Annotated in this window: 15 protein-coding genes; 10 read left to right on the forward strand and 5 right to left on the reverse strand. The window is 60.1% G+C overall.

Features of this window, described 5'->3' with window-relative positions; genetic code table 11:
- Positions 1-14: 14 nt before the first annotated feature.
- Positions 15-947, forward strand: coding sequence for a ribose-phosphate pyrophosphokinase (locus GGD57_RS10475; RefSeq protein WP_085737927.1), 933 nt, complete (start codon positions 15-17; stop codon positions 945-947).
- Positions 948-1160: 213 nt separating this feature from the next.
- Here the strand turns inward: GGD57_RS10475 and GGD57_RS10480 are convergent, their stop codons facing one another.
- Positions 1161-2747, reverse strand: a complete 1587-nt coding sequence (locus tag GGD57_RS10480; RefSeq protein ID WP_184469417.1) for a hypothetical protein — start codon at positions 2745-2747, stop codon at positions 1161-1163.
- A gap of 46 nt (positions 2748-2793) precedes the next feature.
- Between GGD57_RS10480 and GGD57_RS10485 the strand changes: the two genes are divergently transcribed.
- From GGD57_RS10485 to GGD57_RS10510, 6 genes are all read left to right on the forward strand, one after another.
- Positions 2794-2955: a hypothetical protein gene (locus GGD57_RS10485; protein ID WP_184469419.1), complete on the forward strand. Its 162-nt coding sequence runs from the start codon at positions 2794-2796 to the stop codon at positions 2953-2955.
- Positions 2956-3161: 206 nt separating this feature from the next.
- Positions 3162-3767, forward strand: a complete 606-nt coding sequence (locus tag GGD57_RS10490) for a 50S ribosomal protein L25/general stress protein Ctc (protein ID WP_184469421.1) — start codon at positions 3162-3164, stop codon at positions 3765-3767.
- A gap of 192 nt (positions 3768-3959) precedes the next feature.
- The gene (locus tag GGD57_RS10495) at positions 3960-6311 is read left to right on the forward strand and encodes an EAL domain-containing protein (RefSeq protein ID WP_184469423.1); all 2352 of its coding nucleotides are present in this window, start codon (positions 3960-3962) and stop codon (positions 6309-6311) included.
- 25 nt (positions 6312-6336) lie between these two features.
- Positions 6337-7050: a substrate-binding periplasmic protein gene (locus tag GGD57_RS10500; protein ID WP_184469660.1), complete on the forward strand. Its 714-nt coding sequence runs from the start codon at positions 6337-6339 to the stop codon at positions 7048-7050.
- 87 nt (positions 7051-7137) lie between these two features.
- Positions 7138-7869: an aminoacyl-tRNA hydrolase gene (pth, locus tag GGD57_RS10505; RefSeq protein WP_184469425.1), complete on the forward strand. Its 732-nt coding sequence runs from the start codon at positions 7138-7140 to the stop codon at positions 7867-7869.
- A complete protein-coding gene (locus tag GGD57_RS10510) occupies positions 7866-8327 on the forward strand; it encodes a GNAT family N-acetyltransferase (protein ID WP_184469427.1) in 462 nt (153 codons plus the stop codon). Before pth ends, GGD57_RS10510 begins: the two co-directional genes overlap by 4 nt.
- A gap of 11 nt (positions 8328-8338) precedes the next feature.
- Here GGD57_RS10510 and clpS read toward each other — a convergent pair whose 3' ends face one another.
- Positions 8339-8650: an ATP-dependent Clp protease adapter ClpS gene (clpS, locus tag GGD57_RS10515; RefSeq protein WP_184469429.1), complete on the reverse strand. Its 312-nt coding sequence runs from the start codon at positions 8648-8650 to the stop codon at positions 8339-8341.
- 319 nt (positions 8651-8969) lie between these two features.
- Here clpS and ychF point away from each other — a divergent pair, with 319 nt between their 5' ends.
- Positions 8970-10073, forward strand: coding sequence for a redox-regulated ATPase YchF (gene ychF, locus GGD57_RS10520; RefSeq protein WP_085737931.1), 1104 nt, complete (start codon positions 8970-8972; stop codon positions 10071-10073).
- 130 nt (positions 10074-10203) lie between these two features.
- Here ychF and GGD57_RS10525 read toward each other — a convergent pair whose 3' ends face one another.
- Positions 10204-11274, reverse strand: coding sequence for a hypothetical protein (locus tag GGD57_RS10525; RefSeq protein ID WP_184469430.1), 1071 nt, complete (start codon positions 11272-11274; stop codon positions 10204-10206).
- A 294-nt stretch (positions 11275-11568) separates the two neighbouring features.
- On the opposite strand from GGD57_RS10525, the gene GGD57_RS10530 reads away from it, so the two are divergent.
- Positions 11569-12057: a MaoC family dehydratase gene (locus tag GGD57_RS10530; protein ID WP_184469432.1), complete on the forward strand. Its 489-nt coding sequence runs from the start codon at positions 11569-11571 to the stop codon at positions 12055-12057.
- On the forward strand, positions 12054-12521 hold the full coding sequence (locus GGD57_RS10535; protein WP_184469434.1) for a MaoC family dehydratase: 468 nt from the start codon (positions 12054-12056) through the stop codon (positions 12519-12521). The genes GGD57_RS10530 and GGD57_RS10535 overlap by 4 nt, the downstream gene beginning before the upstream one ends.
- A 20-nt stretch (positions 12522-12541) precedes the next feature.
- On the opposite strand, the gene GGD57_RS10540 is transcribed toward GGD57_RS10535, so the two are convergent.
- Both GGD57_RS10540 and GGD57_RS10545 read right to left on the reverse strand, forming a co-directional pair.
- On the reverse strand, positions 12542-13084 hold the full coding sequence (locus GGD57_RS10540; protein ID WP_184469436.1) for an adenine phosphoribosyltransferase: 543 nt from the start codon (positions 13082-13084) through the stop codon (positions 12542-12544).
- 217 nt (positions 13085-13301) lie between these two features.
- Positions 13302-14189 carry a cytochrome c1 gene (locus GGD57_RS10545; protein ID WP_184469439.1) on the reverse strand — a complete coding sequence of 296 codons (888 nt, stop codon included), beginning with the start codon at positions 14187-14189 and terminating at the stop codon, positions 13302-13304.
- Between the last annotated feature and the right edge of the window lie 17 nt (positions 14190-14206).

Below are 14206 nucleotides of genomic sequence, written 5' to 3' on the forward strand. Positions count from 1 at the left end.
ACAGGCGGACCAAAATGAAGGTTTTCGCAGGCAATTCGAACCGGCAACTCGCCGAAGCGATCTGCACCTATCTCAATGTTCCCTTGGGGAAAGCCAGTGTCCGAAGGTTTGCCGATCAGGAAATCTTCGTGGAAATCCAGGAGAATGTGCGCGGCGAGGACGTTTTCCTCGTGCAGCCCACCGCCTTTCCTGCCAACGACCACTTGATGGAACTGCTGATCATGATCGACGCGATGCGTCGTTCGTCGGCACGCCGCATCACGGCCGTCCTTCCCTATTTCGGCTATGCCCGTCAGGACCGTCGTGCTTCAGGCCGCACACCGATCTCCGCCAAGCTGGTCGCAAACCTGATTACCGAAGCCGGCGCCGACCGCGTCATGACGCTCGACCTCCATGCCGGGCAGATCCAGGGCTTCTTCGATATACCCACAGACAATCTCTTCGCCATGCCCGTGCTGACGCGCGACATCAAAAGCCATTATGACCTCAGCAATGTCGTGGTCGTCTCGCCTGATGTCGGTGGCGTGGTCCGCGCCCGCGCGCTTGCCAAGCGGCTGGACTGTCTTCTGGCCATTGTCGACAAACGTCGCGATCGGCCGGGTGAATCCGAAGTGATGAATATCATCGGCGACATAACCGGCAAGGACTGTCTGCTGATCGACGACATCGTCGATTCCGGCGGCACGCTCTGCAACGCTGCCGACGCGATGCTGGCCCAGGGCGCATCCAGCGTCACCGCCTATATCACCCATGGTGTCCTCTCCGGCGGCGCAGTCACCCGCGTCACGTCCTCGAAGCTGCGCGAACTGGTCATCACGGATTCGATCCAGCCGACAACGGCCGTGCTCTCGGCACCCAATATCCGCATTGTCACGACGGCGCCGCTGATCGGTGAAGCCATCAGCCGAACGGCGCAGGAAGAGTCCGTCTCCAGCCTCTTCGATTAAAAAGAGCCGGCATTCGCCGGCTCTTTCAATTTCTGCATCAGATGAAGGGCTATTGCCGGCATGCTCTCCGAGCCGCGTGAATTGCTGGCCGTGGATTGTCGCGCAGCCGCGTTCCTTGGCGACACGAGCCCGGAATAAGCCGTCACGCCGGTCGTTGATGCAAAAAGGCCGGCACAGGGCCGGCCTTTTCATTTCTGATCCAGATGAAAACACTCAAGGCTGCTGCGGCTGCGCAGGCACCGCGTCCTGATCCGGCTCCTGTCCCTGTTCCGGCTCCTGTTCCTGATCTGGCTCCAGTCCCTGATCTTGTTCCTGGTCCTGGTCTGTCTCCAGCCCCTGATCCGGACCATCCGGTCCCTTGATCTGCTGGCCATTGACCGCCACGGAACCATCGCGGCTGACACTGATGTCCCAGCGCGAACGGCCGTCCGCATCGGTCTTGGCAAAGCCCTTCACCATCATGATGCCGAACGAAACCTGATTGAGATCGGGATCCGTCTTTGCGAGTTCCTGAATGGCAGTGATCGTCTTGTCGAGATCGCGGGCAAGGATCGTCGCCTCCATCGAATAGTCCTTCTGGCTATCGACCCGCCCCTCGATCTTGCCCGTCATATCGACATCATAGACCTGCGACTTGGCGCTGATCTTCGGAAACTCCACGGTGAGCCGACCATCGCGGAACAGCTTCTTCGACATCTCCTCGCCGGTCTTTTCCGGCGCCGCATCATTAAGATCCGCTGCCATGAGGGCGTCGCCAAAGCTTGCGAAATCCAGGTTCGGAAGAGCAAGTTGGAAATCGAAGCTGGTGGGCATGAATGCCGAATAGGTTGCCGGCATCAGCGGCGTGTCGAGACTGATCTCCTGCGCGTTCATGCCGAAACCGAAACGCATGGCGTCACTCGGCCCGTCGATGGCGAGGTTATAGCCGAATGCCTTGGCGCCGCCCTTGCCCATCTCGCTGCTGACAGTCAGATCGTTGACCCCGATCGTCTCGCTGAACAAGGTCAGAAGCGGGAAGGCTTCCTTCACAATTCCCTTGATCTTGTCGCTGTTTTCCGGGCTCAACTTATCTTCATCGAGATGGTCGAGCACGAAGAAGACCATCTCGCGAATCTGTTTTGCCGGCAGACCGTTCACCTTGGCCTCGGCATTGATCGAGCCGGCACGGAATTCAACAGGCGGCATTTGCAGGCCGGAAACCTGCTCGACGAAACCCGACATCGAGCCGGTGCCGACAAAATCGACGCGTCCGTTGCCGCCTGCACTGTCCGACGAACTCAGCTTCTGATCCATGCCGGCGATGGTGGCATGAACTTCCTCGGTTTCGGACTTGCTTGATATCTTGATGTCCTTGGCCGCGAAGGTGCCCGAGCGCAGATAGCTGATCGCGGGGTCGAAGACGCCGGAATAAACAAGCGAAGCGATGGAATAGGTGAAATCCGTCGGCTTCTGATCCGGGCCTTTGAAGTGGCCGGAGACGTCAAACTTGTTGTCACCTTCGATGTTCCAGAGCCCGCTGTCGAGCGGCGTGGCGAACATCGAAAACGGAGTCAGCCCTTTGATCGTGAACTTCGCCGGATCGGCTTTGGCGAGCAGCTTGGCCAGATCGTAAATGACTTCGTAGCGCGTGCCCGCCGGATTGACTGATACAAGGCCGCTCTTCGCCAGGTCGGCCGGAAGCAGCTTCGTCAGAGTCTCCTTGACCGCATTGGCGCCGTCCTGGTTGATCTCCGCGCCCTCGGCCGTGGTGAAAAGGCAAAGGGCAAGCATGCTCGTTGCCGTGACAAGTTTGAGACGCATAGTCTGTTTTTCTCCTCAGCCGCTTTTTGATTGCGGCCATCCAAAGATGGCAACCGCGCTGATGTCAAGCCAAGTGGCGGCGCGTACTGGCAATTTTGCAGCGCGGGCGGGCGTGGATTACGAACAATTCAACGAGGTTCTTCTGGTCGAAACGGAAAGCGCGGATGCGGGCAGTCGATCCGGGCAGATTTGCCGTCTCGACAATTGAGCACCGAGGCGAAAGCCGGTATATCAGCGAAAAATCGCCGCAATCCGCAACTTGCCTTTCCGAGCGACTTATAATATAGGCCACCGGTCCGCGTAGACACCCTTGGAGGCAACGCGGATGAGGTTGGGGTATACCCGCCTCCGGTTCGTCGGAACAAGGCTTTCGCCCACCGCTGAACTCTCCAAATAACCTCGAAAGGAATAGCCATGAGCCAGGAAACTTACGAGCTCAAGGCCGAGGCGCGCGAACGGGTTGGTAAGGGGTCCGCCCGTGAACTTCGCCGCAACGGTTTGATTCCCGCTGTCATCTATGGTGACAAGCAGGCCCCCATTGCCATCGCTCTCAACACCAATGAGGTGACGAAGCGCATTCACGCCGGTGGTTTCATGACCACTGTGGCGACGATCGAAGTTGACGGCAAGAAGTTCAAGGTTCTGCCGAAGGACTACCAGCTCGATCCGGTCCGTGACTTCACGATGCATGTCGATTTTCTGCGCGTCTCCGGCAACACCCAGGTGACCGTCGAAATCCCGGTTCACTTCATCAACGAAGAGAAGTCCCCGGGCATCAAGGTCGGTGGCGTTCTGAACATCGTCCGTCACGAAGTCGAAGTCCATTGCCCGGCCGACGCGATCCCTGAATTCTTCAACGTTGACCTCAACGGCAAGAAGATCGGCGACAGCATTCATATTTCGGAAGTCACCCTGCCGAAGGGCGTCACGACGGTCATCGACCGCGACTTCACGATCGCGACCATCATTGCCCCGGCTGGCGGCGTTGATGAAGCTGCTGAAGGCGGAGCCGAAGCCTGATCGCTTCGACCAGTTTGTAAAGCATACGGCCCGCTTTCCCGTGAACTGGGAAGGCGGGCTTTTCATTGCCCGGCAAAGGCCTCCGTTTCAGCAAATTTAATATATTCGTGAAAGCATGCCCCGTCAGCTGCGATGAAGCCGGCCCGAACGCGCGACAGCAAATATGGCCGGCCTGGGGGAGTAAACGGAACCATGAGCAATTCCGTTGAGAACAGATTTTTTGGGATTGTTTGCGGAGCGCTGCTTGTTTTTGTCGCTCCTCTCTTTGTTCTCTTCCTTTTTCTTTCCTCGGAACGGGCCGACAAGGAAATACGCGACCATATTTCCGTTCTTCTTGTCGCCAATGCCCAGGCGCTGGCAAAGCCGCTCTGGGATCTCGATGAGGAAAGCGTCACGCAGATCAGCGCGACGGTCGTTTCCCAGGGCGCCATCGTCAAGGTCGAGGTGCGCGACCAGTCGGGTCAGCTCGACGTCAGCCAGTCCACCATTCCGCGCTCCTTCGACGGCAAGCTCGTGCAGGTGTCGCGCGCCATCATCTACAACACCGTCGACGGCCCGAAGAACCTCGGCAGCATCAGCGTTTATTATCCCGCGCTCGGCCTGTTTTCCGGCCTGAAGCAGGAAGAAGTCGTCTTCATCTCGATCTTCATCTTCGCCGTGCTCGCCGTTTTCGGCACGGCGCTGATCGGTAACCGGTTCTTCGTCATCCAGCCGCTTATGCGGCTGACCGCAGCGATCGAGGCCACCCGCCAGTTGGGCTCCCGTCATCATGTCGACTGGCAGTCGAACGATGAGATGGGCCGGCTTGCCCGCAGCTTCAACGAGATGCAGACAAAGCTCGAAAGCGAAGAAAAAGAGTTGAAGCTCGCCCACCGCCGCGCCACCGACATCTATAATCTGACGCCCGCCATGCTCTTCTCGCTCGATGAGGAAGACCGCATCACCGCCGTCAGCGACTACTGGCTGCTTGCCACGGGTTATAACCGCGCCGCCGTCATCGGCCGCAACTTCGCCGATCTCGTCACATCGGCCACCCGCGACAAGTTCGTCAGGCGCCGCCAGGCTGAAACTGGCATGACCGTCACCGTCAAGTTCGTCTGCCTGGATGGCCGCACCATGGACGTCCTCATCATGGAATCGGAGGCGGAAGCCGGCGCTCACGATCGCCTCTCGCTGTCGGTCATGACCGATGTGACCGAACTCAAGGCCTCCGAGGACCGCAATCACCGCCAGGCGATCACCGATCACCTGACCGGGCTTCTCAATCGCCAGGGCTTCGAAGCCGTCCTCGACAACAAGATCGCCGCCGCCGACGCGGCCGGCCAGGAGCTTGCCTGCCTCTTCGTCGATCTCGATCGCTTCAAGTGGATCAACGACAATATGGGCCATGCCGCCGGCGACATGGCGCTGGTCGAACTTGTCGAGCGCCTGAAGACCTTTCTTGCCCCCTCCGATGAGGCGGCGCGTCTCGGCGGCGACGAATTTGCCATCCTGCTGCCGGCCAAGGACGCCGAAAAACGTGCCAGGATGATGTGCGAGCAGATCGCCTCGATCTTCGAAACGCCGTTCGCCCCCGACATGCATCTGAGTGCTTCCGTCGGCATCGCCATTTATCCGCACCATGCCGCAACCGCGGCCGAACTGCTGCAGAAATCCGACCTGGCGATGTATGCCAAGAAGCGCGACGGCAAGAATGGCGCGCAGCTCTTCGACAACGCCATGCTCGACCGCGCCCGCAGCCGCGCCGAGATCGAAGCCAATATCGAAGCCGGCCTCGTCGACAACTGGTTCGAGGCTTTCCTGCAGCCGATCGTCAATCTGAACGGTCGCGGCATTGCCGGTTTCGAAGCGCTGATGCGCCTCAACCATCCGCAGAAAGGCTTGATGCCGCCGGCCGAAATCATCAGCGTCGCCGAAGAGACGGCAAAGATCGTCCGCGTCGGCAACGTCATCATGGAAAAGGCGATCGCCAATCTCGCGAAGATTTCCCGCATATCAGGCATGCAGGATACTTATCTCGCCATCAACTTCTCGCCGCTGCAGTTCGAGCCGGCGCTGCCGGCCCGCCTTGCCGCGATCGTCGGTCGCCATGGCATCCGCCCGGAACGCATCGTCGTCGAGATCACGGAAGCCGTGCTGATGCACGACAACCCACAAATCCGCATGATCGTCACGGAGCTTCGCCATTTCGGCTGCCGCATTGCGCTGGACGATTTCGGCACCGGCTATTCGTCGCTGAGCTATCTCAACCGCTTCCCGGTCGATATCATCAAGATCGACCAGTCGTTCACCCGCGCGATCAACGACGGCGACGACGACGTGCGCCAGAAGAGCCGCATGCTGATCGAAGGCATTACCACGCTCTCGCACAAGATGAACTGCACCGTCATCGCCGAGGGCATCGAGACCGAAGAGGAATGCCGCACGCTCCACCAGATGGGGCTTGATTATGGCCAGGGCTACCTCTTCCACCGTCCACAGCACGCTGCCGTACTCATCGAGGAACTGATGGCCTTGCAATCGGCCGTCGCGCGGGCCTCTTGAAGGAAGGATAAAGGAGATGATGACGATGAAAAAGCTCCTGCTTCTCGCATGTCTGGCGCTGCCCTGCACCGCCCATGCGCAAACGGTGACCTTCACAACCGAGGACTATGCCCCCTTCAATTATCGGGACGGCAAGGAGATCAAGGGCGCGACCGTCGAGCAGGTCGAGAAGGTAATGGCCGCGATCGGCGTCGATTACACGATCGACATCATGCCCTGGGCGCGCGCTTTCAGCCTCGCCCGCACTGCGCCGATGACCTGTGTCTTTGCAACCGCTCACAATAGCGCCCGTGACTCATTGTTCAAATGGGTGGAACCGCTGCTCATCGACCGCAACATCCTGATTACCCGCAAGGGCTCGGGCGTCACCGCCAGCAATCTGGACGAGGCGAAGAAATATACGATCGGTACGCAGCGCGAGGATTATACCGAGACGATCCTGAAGGAGAAGGGCTTCACCAAGCTTGATGTCGCCAGCGACTTCAACGCGACGCTGCGCAAGCTGCTCGGCGGGCGCATCGACATGATGCCGATCTCCGAACTCTATTTCGAAAAGCTGAAGGCCGACCAGCCGGTGGAGATGGTCACCGTACTCTCCGCCCAGCCGATGGGCATCGCCTGCGAGAAGAGCTTTCCGGAAGAGCTGCGCGTGAAGATGCAGGCTGCTCTGGACAAGCTGATCGCCGATGGCGACCAGAAGCAGATCTTCCAGAAATACGGCATGAACCTGTCGGAGTGACTTCGACGGACACTGCCCTTTCGACTTGACTTTGGGTTCATTTCCAGATGGTGAACGGCGGGAAGTTCTAGCGAGGGAAGACCGACCATGCTGATCATCGCAGGTCTCGGCAATCCCGGCGGCAAATACGCCGGCAACCGCCACAATATCGGATTCATGGCCGTCGACGCCATTCATCGGCGCTACAGCTTCTCGCCCTGGTCGAAGAAGTTCAGGGCCGAAATCGCCGAGGGCGAGCTTGGCGGCGAAAAGGTGCTGCTGATCAAGCCGCAGACCTTCATGAACCTCTCCGGCGAGGCCGTCGGCGAAGCTATGCGCTTCTACAAGCTCCAGCCCGCCGATCTTGTCGCCATCTACGACGAACTCGATCTTCCCCAGGGCAAAGCCCGGCTGAAGACCGGCGGCGGCCACGGCGGCCACAACGGCATCAAATCACTGGACGCCCATTGCGGCAAGGAATACCGGCGGCTGCGCCTCGGCATCGGCCATCCCGGCGTCAAGGAAATGGTGCAGAACCATGTGCTCGGCGATTTCGCCAAGGCCGACAAAGTCTGGCTGGAACCGCTTCTCGATACGCTCGCCGACAATGCCGATATGCTGGTGCGAAACGAAGATTCGCAGCTGATGAACAAGATCGCGCTGGCGCTCGGCGGCAAGGCCGAGGAAGAAAAGCCGCGAAAGGAAAGCAAGAATAGCGACCAGAAACCGGCCGGCCAGTCGCATATCCGCCAGGCCCGCAACAGCAATCAGCCGAAGCTGCCAACCAGCGGCCCGATGGCCGAGATGCTGAAGAAGATGTTCGGCAACAAAGGGGAATGAAGCTCGTGCCGGACCGGGATTTCGCTATCCGCCGCGCTGCATCAGGCGATCTCCCGGGGCTGACCGTCCTCTACCAGCATCTGAACCCGACGGATCCGCTTCTCGACGAAGCCACGGCAGAAGAACGCTTCTCCGCCATACTCGCCCAGCCAGGCATGACGGTATTCATCGGCTTTGCCGGTGATTTGGCCGCTACCACCGCCACCCTGATCGTCGTACCGAACCTGACACGGAGCGGCGCCTCCTATGCGCTGATTGAAAACGTCATTACCCATGCCGATCATCGCCGGCATGGGTACGCCGGCGCCGTCATCAAACATGCCGTGAATGAGGCCTGGAAGGCCGGCTGCTATAAAGTGATGCTGCTGACCGGCTCCAAGAACCCGGCAACGCTGCGTTTCTACGAGAATTGCGGCTTCGTGCAGGACAAGACCGGCTATCAGATCCGCCGGCCCTGAGTTCAAGGGAGCTATTCCTCAGGCTCCGTGGTGAACATCAGCGGGAATCCCATCTCCTTGGCAAGGTCGATACCCTCCTTGGCCTTGGTCTCGGCAATATCCCTGGCGCAGACGACGACCACGCAGGAGCCGAGCTTGTGCGCCGTCATCATCACCCGGTAGCCCGTCTCCTCGCTCATGCGGAAAACGACCTTGAGGATCACGATGACGAATTCGCGCGGCGTATAATCGTCGTTGACGAGAATGACCTTGTAGAGCTTCGGCCTGTCCAGCTTCGGCTTCACCTTGGTCTTCGGTTTCAGGGCAATGTCATTGTCACTCATCGGAAAAATCCAGCCGTTGATGACATGGGGTCAGGAATTTCAAAACCAATTCATCGAGGTCGACGACGAATTTTCGACAGCCATCGTCGCGGTTGCCGGCGTTAAAACAGGCCGAACCTGACCACGGGCTTTGATAGAGAGATGGTCAGACGCATTCCGGCGAAATCCGCAATGCGTCAAAATCCTCGTTGCTTTCAAGAATAGGACAGCACCAATCGATCGACAAGTCAGCGACGGTAAAAGCTCTCTAAGACTTGACCATATTGCTCCTTTATCCCATAGGCAACCACAAGGAATTCAAGAACAGCAGGTTTTAGCCATGGGCTTCAAATGCGGCATCGTCGGTCTGCCGAACGTCGGCAAATCGACCCTCTTCAACGCGCTCACCAAGACGGCGGCGGCACAGGCGGCGAACTACCCCTTCTGCACCATCGAGCCGAACACCGGCGAAGTCGCCGTGCCCGATCCGCGCATGCGCAAGCTTGCCGACATTGCCAAGTCGAAGGAATTGATCCCGACCCGCATCTCTTTCGTCGACATCGCCGGCCTGGTGCGCGGCGCCTCGAAGGGTGAAGGCCTCGGCAACCAGTTCCTCGCCAATATCCGCGAAGTCGATGCGATCGTCCATGTGCTGCGCTGCTTCGAAGACAGCGACATCACCCATGTCGAAGGCCGCATCAATCCGGTCGCCGATGCCGAGACGATCGAGACCGAGCTGATGCTCGCCGACCTCGAAAGCCTGGAGCGCCGCACCGAGCAGACGCGCAAGCGCGCCACCAGCAAGGACAAGGATTCCATGGCGATGCTGCCGATCATGGAAGCGTCGCTGAAGCTGCTCAATGAGGGCAAGCCGGTGCGCACGCTGCTGTCGACGCTGGATGCCGAGGAAATCGCCATCCTCAAGGGGCTCAACCTCCTCACCTCACATCCCGTGCTCTACGTCTGCAACGTCGCTGAGGCCGAGGCTTCGACCGGCAATGAATTCACCGAGGCCGTCGCCGCCATGGCCAGGGAACAGGGTGCCGAAACCGTCGTCATCTCGGCGGCGATCGAGGCTGAGGTTGCCCAGCTTCCCGAGGAGGAGGCCAAGGAATTCCTCTCGGCCCTCGATCTGGATGAAGCCGGTCTCGACCGGCTGATCCGCGCCGGCTACAAGCTGCTCCACCTCATCACCTATTTCACCGTCGGCCCGAAGGAAACGCGCGCCTGGACGATCGAGCGCGGCACGAAGGCGCCGCAGGCCGCCGGCGTCATCCATTCCGATTTCGAGCGCGGCTTCATCCGCGCCAACACCATCGCCTATGACGACTACATCAAGTTCAACGGCGAAGTCGGCGCCAAGGATGCCGGCAAGGCGCGCGACGAAGGCAAGGAATACGTCGTCCAGGACGGCGACGTCATCCACTTCCGTTTCAACACGTGACCGAGCGACGCTGCCGCCTAAGAAGAGGATGATTTTAGGCCGAAGCGGCCTTAAATCTGAATCCTGTTCTAAATTAATAAGTTAGAGCATGATGTCGCCGAAAACCGCTCACACTTTTCGGCATCATGCTCTAGCCCGGCGGCAGCCTGTTTGCGATTGCCGGCGGCAGTGCGCGCAGCACCTGCCGTCGAAGCGGCATCCAGCCGGTGCCGATGATCAATACGATTGCCCCGACAACGATCAGCGTCGTGAAGATATAGGTGTCGACCGTGGCGCTCCCGTGCCGGAAGACGCTGAAGATTGCAACGCCGAGCGACAGCAGCCCCGAAGTGACGAAGGCGCGGCGGTCGATGACGAGGCCGATCAGCATCAGCGCCGCCACCGTCGCGACGACCACAGGCGTCCGGGCCGACATGTTCGTCAGATCAAAGATACGGCCGCCTTCCCCGAGAGACAGCAGCGAAACAGTGCTATAGAGCAGCGCCGGCGCCGCGCCGAGGTGCAGCCAGAAAGCGATATCCGACCGGGTCGTCCGGCGCAGCCGGTCGCCGAGGTCAAAATAGAGCGCCGTCGCGAAGAGGCCGAGCGCGCAGACGAGAGAAACCGCAGCCAGCACCGCAAGATGGTCGACGAAAAATGCGGGGTTGCCGCTTAGCCATTGCACCAGGCGCAAAAGCAGGGTGAGCACCAATGCAAGCGTCGACATGATCGAGAGTGCCAGCGCCAAGGGCACGCGATAGCGGGCATAGTAAACGCCGAGAAGGATCGGGAAGCCGGCAACGAACTGCGTCAGATCAGCCCCGATTTCGGAGGTCCAGGGCGTTAAGACGTGGGACATCAGCAAAAATATCCAGCACAACAGCGCAATCGTCAGGCTGACGGCCGGCAAGGCGAGCCGCTGGCGGTGCACCAGGATTTCCGAAAGCACGATGATGGCGGGCGGCACGGCGTAAAGCGGCGCAAGACCCCAGAGGCCGGCGAGCGCCACGATAACGCCGATGGTGATGAGCACATCGTGGAAGCCTCGCACGAAACGCGGCGTCTCCGTATCCGACCAGGCCGGCTCCTCGGCGGCCATGACAGGCGCCCCGGCGACGGCCACGCCGCGCTCGATGAGAAAAGGCAAAAGGCTCCCACCCGCTTCCGGCGAAATCAGCTCTTGGCGCACGGCCTCGTCTAGGATCGACTTTAGTTCCGTCATACCCGGTTATCTCCCCGGAATCGTTTGAGCCCGCGCGGATGCTATTGTAAGCACTAGAGCATGTCGCGCAAAAGTGTGCAGCGGTTTTGAGGCAACGACATGCGTAAAAACAAAGATCTAAAGCGCGAGAAGCGAATCTGAAAGATCGCAACGCGCTTTAGAGCATGATGCCGAAAAGTGTAAGCGGTTCGGGCGACACCATGCTCTAACTCTTTAATGTAGAACAGGATTCAGATTTTAGGCCGACCGGCCGAAAACATCCTGTTCAAGGCGCTGCATATGGCGGGAGAACGAATGTCGGTAGAAAAGCTGTCTTTCGAGGATTTTGAACCCGGACGCCGTTTCCCCCTCGGCCCCAAGCTGGTGCTTGCCGAAGAAATCATCGAATTCGCCAGCGAATTCGACCCGCAGCCGATGCATGTCGACGAGGCCGCCGGCCGCGCCAGCATTCTCGGCGGGCTCGCCGCCTCCGGCTGGCATACGTCTGCGATGCTGATGCGCATGATGGCCGACAGCTATATCCTCAACGCGCTCTGCGAGGGTGCACCGGGTATCGATCTGATGGAATGGCGAAAGCCGGTGCTGGCAGGCGATACGCTACAGGGCCACTCGACCGTGCTCGAAGCCCGGCCGATGCGCTCCCGCCCCGGCATCGGCATCGCCAAGTTCCGCCACGAGTTGGAAAACCAGCGCGGCGAACTCGTTTGCCTCTCGGAGAATTCGGTCATGATCCGCATGCGCCCTGCGCCAAGCCTCAGCACGAGCCCGGAGGCATCGGCATGAGAATGTCCGAACTTTGCGCCGCCGGCGAGAAGGCCGAGATCGGCAGCTACACCTTCACCGAGGAAAACATCATCCGCTTTGCCAGACGCTACGATCCGCAGCGTTTTCACATCGACAAGGAAGCGGCCAAGGATACTCTTTTCGGCGGCCTTTGCGCCTCGGGCTGGCACACCACCGCCGCCTGGATGCAGACTTTCCTCGCCTTCTGGAAAAGCCAGGCCATCGCGCTTGCGCAAAAGGGTCTGACGGCGCCGAACCTCGGTCCCTCGCCGGGCTTCCAGAAACTACAATGGCTGCGGCCGATCTTCCCGGGCGACGTCGTGACCTATTCCGTCGCCCTCCTCTCCAGCCGGCCGCTCGCGTCGCGGCCGGGCTGGCACCTCAACACCATCCTCTGCGAGGGCATCAATCAGAACGGCGATCCCGTCATGCGCTTCGAAAGCGGCGTGCTGGAATTCGACTGACGCGGGCGCAGGATCCTGCCTCAGTGTCCGGAGAATTCGACCAGCGTGTGCACGTTGACGCCGAGTTCTTCCAGCTTCCTGCGGCCGCCGAGATCCGGCAGGTCGATCACGAAGCAGGCGCCGACCACTTCCGCGCCGATCTGGCGCAGCAGTTTGGTCGCGCCGACGGCCGTGCCGCCGGTGGCGATCAGGTCGTCGACCAGGATCACCTTCTCGCCCGGCTGAACCGCATCGCGATGCATCTCCATTTCGTCGACGCCATATTCGAGGCTATAGGCGATGCGCACGGTGTCGTGCGGCAGCTTGCCCTTCTTGCGGATCGGCACGAAGCCGGAGGAAAGCTGGTGCGCCACCGCGCCGCCGAGGATGAAGCCGCGGGCCTCCATGCCGGCAATCTTGTCGATCTTCGTGCCGGCATAGGGCTGCACGAGTTCGTCGACTGCCCGGCGGAAAGCCCGCGGGTTGCCGAGCAGCGTGGTGATGTCGCGGAAGATGATGCCGGGCTTGGGATAGTCTGGAATGGAGCGGATGCTGGATGCAAGCTCCGAAGTCGTATTGTCCATGGAAAGTCCGTATTCTGCTAAAGCATGTCGCGCAAAGTGTGGAGCGGTTTTGCGCCGACGACATGCGCAAAACCAAAACCTAAAGTGTGTGCCAAGCGAATCTGCGAGATCGCGACGCGCTTCAGGGCAAGAAACTGGCCGCACTCTATCAATTGCCAGGGGCGGAACCAACAAAAAAGGCGGCCGAGGCCGCCTTTTGAATGTTCGTCGGGAACGCTCAGTGATCCTTGTTGGCGTAGACCGAGCGCTTCGTCAGATAGATCAGCAGCGTGAAGATCGCCAGGAAGATCATGACCATGAAGCCGGTGCGCTTGCGCTCCTCGAGATGCGGCTCGGCGGCCCACATCAGGAAGGCGGAGACATCTCTCGAATACTGGTCGACAGTCGCCGGCGAGCCGTCGTCATAGGTCACCTGGCCGTCGGAGAGCGGCTTCGGCATGGCGAGAACGGCAGCGGCATGGAAATAGGGGTTATAATGCCCACCCTGCGGCACCTGGAACCCTGCCGGCGGCTCTTCATAACCGGTCAGCAGCGCGTGGATGTAATCCGGGCCGTTTTCCTGATACTGCGTGAAGATGTCGCCGACAAAACGCGGGAAGCCGCGCTCGACTTCGCGGGCCTTGGCGATCAGCGAAAAGTCCGGCGGAACCGCACCATTGTTGGACGCGGCGGCGGCCTCGGCATTGGCGAAAGGCGCCGGGAAGTGGTCGGAAGGGACCGCCTTGCGGGTAAACATCTCGCCGGCGGCATTCGGCCCGTCCTGGACCTCGTAGTTTGCGGCGAAAGCCTTCACCTGCGCCTCGGAATAACCAAGCTCGCCGAGCATGCGGAACGGCACCAGGTTCATCGAATGGCAGGCGGAACAGACTTCGGTATAGACCTTGAGGCCGCGCTGAAGCTGAGCCTTGTCGTAATGACCGAACGGACCGGCAAAAGTCCACTCTTCCTCCTTCGGCTCCTTCAGCGGATAGTGCGGCGTCGCGCCTTCCTCGTGATGGGCGGCAGGTGCTGCTCCGTTCGCGGGCGCCGCTTCCTCAGCGAGGGCGGCGCTGCCGAGAAGAGCCGCGACGGCGAGCGGCAGAATGCTTGCAACAAGCGTTTTCATATTTCCGTTTCCTTCCG

Source organism: Rhizobium esperanzae, from assembly GCF_014197615.1.
Classification (GTDB): Bacteria; Pseudomonadota; Alphaproteobacteria; order Rhizobiales; family Rhizobiaceae; genus Rhizobium; species Rhizobium esperanzae_A.

Excerpts from the sequence above, each read along its gene's own strand:
- GGD57_RS10475 (WP_085737927.1), top strand. The coding sequence starts at position 15 with ATGAAGGTTTTCGCAGGCAATTCGAACCGGCAACTCGCCGAAGCGATC.
- GGD57_RS10480 (WP_184469417.1), bottom strand. The coding sequence starts at position 2,747 with ATGCGTCTCAAACTTGTCACGGCAACGAGCATGCTTGCCCTTTGCCTT.
- GGD57_RS10485 (WP_184469419.1), top strand. The coding sequence starts at position 2,794 with ATGGCAACCGCGCTGATGTCAAGCCAAGTGGCGGCGCGTACTGGCAAT.
- GGD57_RS10490 (WP_184469421.1), top strand. The coding sequence starts at position 3,162 with ATGAGCCAGGAAACTTACGAGCTCAAGGCCGAGGCGCGCGAACGGGTT.
- GGD57_RS10495 (WP_184469423.1), top strand. The coding sequence starts at position 3,960 with ATGAGCAATTCCGTTGAGAACAGATTTTTTGGGATTGTTTGCGGAGCG.
- GGD57_RS10500 (WP_184469660.1), top strand. The coding sequence starts at position 6,337 with ATGAAAAAGCTCCTGCTTCTCGCATGTCTGGCGCTGCCCTGCACCGCC.
- pth (WP_184469425.1), top strand. The coding sequence starts at position 7,138 with ATGCTGATCATCGCAGGTCTCGGCAATCCCGGCGGCAAATACGCCGGC.
- GGD57_RS10510 (WP_184469427.1), top strand. The coding sequence starts at position 7,866 with ATGAAGCTCGTGCCGGACCGGGATTTCGCTATCCGCCGCGCTGCATCA.
- clpS (WP_184469429.1), bottom strand. The coding sequence starts at position 8,650 with ATGAGTGACAATGACATTGCCCTGAAACCGAAGACCAAGGTGAAGCCG.
- ychF (WP_085737931.1), top strand. The coding sequence starts at position 8,970 with ATGGGCTTCAAATGCGGCATCGTCGGTCTGCCGAACGTCGGCAAATCG.
- GGD57_RS10525 (WP_184469430.1), bottom strand. The coding sequence starts at position 11,274 with ATGACGGAACTAAAGTCGATCCTAGACGAGGCCGTGCGCCAAGAGCTG.
- GGD57_RS10530 (WP_184469432.1), top strand. The coding sequence starts at position 11,569 with ATGTCGGTAGAAAAGCTGTCTTTCGAGGATTTTGAACCCGGACGCCGT.
- GGD57_RS10535 (WP_184469434.1), top strand. The coding sequence starts at position 12,054 with ATGAGAATGTCCGAACTTTGCGCCGCCGGCGAGAAGGCCGAGATCGGC.
- GGD57_RS10540 (WP_184469436.1), bottom strand. The coding sequence starts at position 13,084 with ATGGACAATACGACTTCGGAGCTTGCATCCAGCATCCGCTCCATTCCA.
- GGD57_RS10545 (WP_184469439.1), bottom strand. The coding sequence starts at position 14,189 with ATGAAAACGCTTGTTGCAAGCATTCTGCCGCTCGCCGTCGCGGCTCTT.